This is a genomic window from Vibrio sp. 10N.222.48.A3, assembly GCF_041475345.1.
GTDB classification, from domain to species: domain Bacteria; phylum Pseudomonadota; class Gammaproteobacteria; order Enterobacterales; family Vibrionaceae; genus Vibrio; species Vibrio tasmaniensis_A.
Window position 1 is genome coordinate 1 of sequence record NZ_JBFRVX010000278.1, and the last position, 2059, is coordinate 2059.

Annotated in this window: 2 protein-coding genes; one reads left to right on the forward strand and one right to left on the reverse strand. The window is 47.8% G+C overall.

From position 1 onward, the window contains the following. A partial coding sequence (locus AB4653_RS09140; RefSeq protein ID WP_372103917.1) for a RecQ family ATP-dependent DNA helicase occupies nucleotides 1-852 on the reverse strand: 852 nt, incomplete at its 3' end. Nucleotides 853-1032: 180 nt separating this feature from the next. Between AB4653_RS09140 and rarD the strand changes: the two genes are divergently transcribed. Continuing rightward, nucleotides 1033-1941 (forward strand): EamA family transporter RarD, encoded by a 909-nt coding sequence (gene rarD / locus AB4653_RS09145; RefSeq protein WP_009848190.1) that lies wholly within the window; start codon nucleotides 1033-1035, stop codon nucleotides 1939-1941. Nucleotides 1942-2059: the final 118 nt, after the last annotated feature.

Sequence of the window (2059 nt, forward strand, 5' to 3'; positions counted from 1 at the left end):
CCATATAAGGCACATGCGTTCGTCGGTATCCATGCCGGCATGGTAACCCGCAGCGCGAATACCGTTATTGCACAGCTTCTCGGTCACCATCTCCACTTTCTTACGGCTACCACAGTAGATGATGCCGCAATTGCCTTTCTGTGTTTCTAGGTAGCGAACCACTTGTGACACGGGCTTGTGCTTCTCAACTAGGTTGTAGCGAATATTAGGGCGATCGAAGCTGCCTAAGTAAGTGTGCGGCTCCACCAGCTGCAAACGCGAGATAATATCTTTGCGCGTCGCATCGTCAGCGGTTGCTGTCAGCGCCATATAAGGCACATGCGGGAAATACTGTTTAAGCTGGCCTAGCAAAGCATACTCAGGGCGGAAATCGTGTCCCCACTGAGAGATACAGTGTGCCTCATCCACCGCAATCATCGAAAGCGGCAAACCTTGTAAGCGCTCGATGAAGTCACGCATCAACACACGCTCTGGTGAAGCATAAACCATCTTCAATTGGCCTGAGTTCATGCGGTTGAACACGCTCAACAGTTGATCGCGTGGCATCGATGAGTTTATGCACTCAGCCGCCACACCATTAGCTTTCAACTGGTCAACTTGGTCTTTCATCAATGAAATGAGCGGTGAGATAACCAAAGTCAGCCCATCACGCACTAAAGCCGGGATCTGGTAACACAGAGACTTACCACCACCGGTTGGCATAATCACCAAGCTGTCTTTGCCTTCAACGGCTAGGTCTATGACCTCTTGCTGACCATCACGAAAGCTTTGATAACCAAAGACATCTTGTAAGATATCTTGCGCATCATTCGCGGGAGTTGGTGTTTGCTCAGCAATCAGAGTGGCGGTCATTGTGGTTCCTAATCAAGGTATAAAGTCAGCGTGCAGCATTGGCAAGCAAGGCGCACATTGTAGAGGGGAACGCTGGCGAATTAAACCGCAAATTGTTAGGTGAAAAGGGTTAACGCTCCTATACTGACCAACTCTCTTTATAAATCTTATTAATAAGCACTCAGTGCTAGAGAAAGATGCATGACACAGGAAGAACAACAACGTACGCGCCAGGGAGTTTTGCTTGCCGTCGGCGCCTACACCATGTGGGGGATCGCCCCTATATATTTCAAATCTTTAAGTGACGTATCCCCGTTAGAGATCCTTAGCCACCGTGTAGTATGGTCCTTTTTCCTACTCGCTTTCTTACTGCACATTGGCCGCAGCTGGCGTAAAGTCCGCGACACCCTGACCTCGAAACCAAAAATGCTCTATTTGGTGGCGACGTCTATTTTGGTGGGCGCTAACTGGCTTATTTTTATTTGGGCGGTGAATTCCAATCACATGCTTGATGCCAGCTTGGGGTATTACATCAACCCACTGATTAACGTGTTGCTCGGGATGCTCTTCCTCGGCGAACGCTTACGTAAGCTGCAATGGTTTGCAGTGGCTCTTGCTGCGATTGGCGTATTGATCCAATTAATTGCCTTCGGTTCAGTGCCGATCGTCGCCATTGCCCTAGCCTTTAGCTTCGGTTTTTATGGCTTACTGCGTAAAAAGGTGAGCTTAGAAGCGCAAACAGGTTTGTTCATTGAGACTCTGGTTATGTTGCCTCTCGCAGCAACGTACCTACTATTTATTGCTGATAGCCCAACCTCGGACTTCTCAATGAACCCGATGCAACTCAATCTATTATTGGTTGCGGCTGGTGTTATTACCACCATTCCACTGCTGTGCTTTACTGGCGCTGCAACACGCTTGAAGCTATCGACCCTCGGCTTCTTCCAGTACATTGGACCAAGCTTAATGTTCTTGTTAGCGGTGCTGATTTATGGCGAAGCGTTTACCAGTGACAAAGCGATTACCTTCGCCTTTATTTGGGGAGCGTTGGTGATATTCAGCTTTGACGGTCTGCGTAACAACAGAAAGAACAAACGCGCTAAGCAGTAACACTGATCGTTTTTTACAAGACAATCCCTTAATACGAAGATAAGCTTGGTTGAATTGATGACTATTTGACCAAGCTTTTTTGTACCATGGATAAAGTCCACTATTACTCTACCCCAAC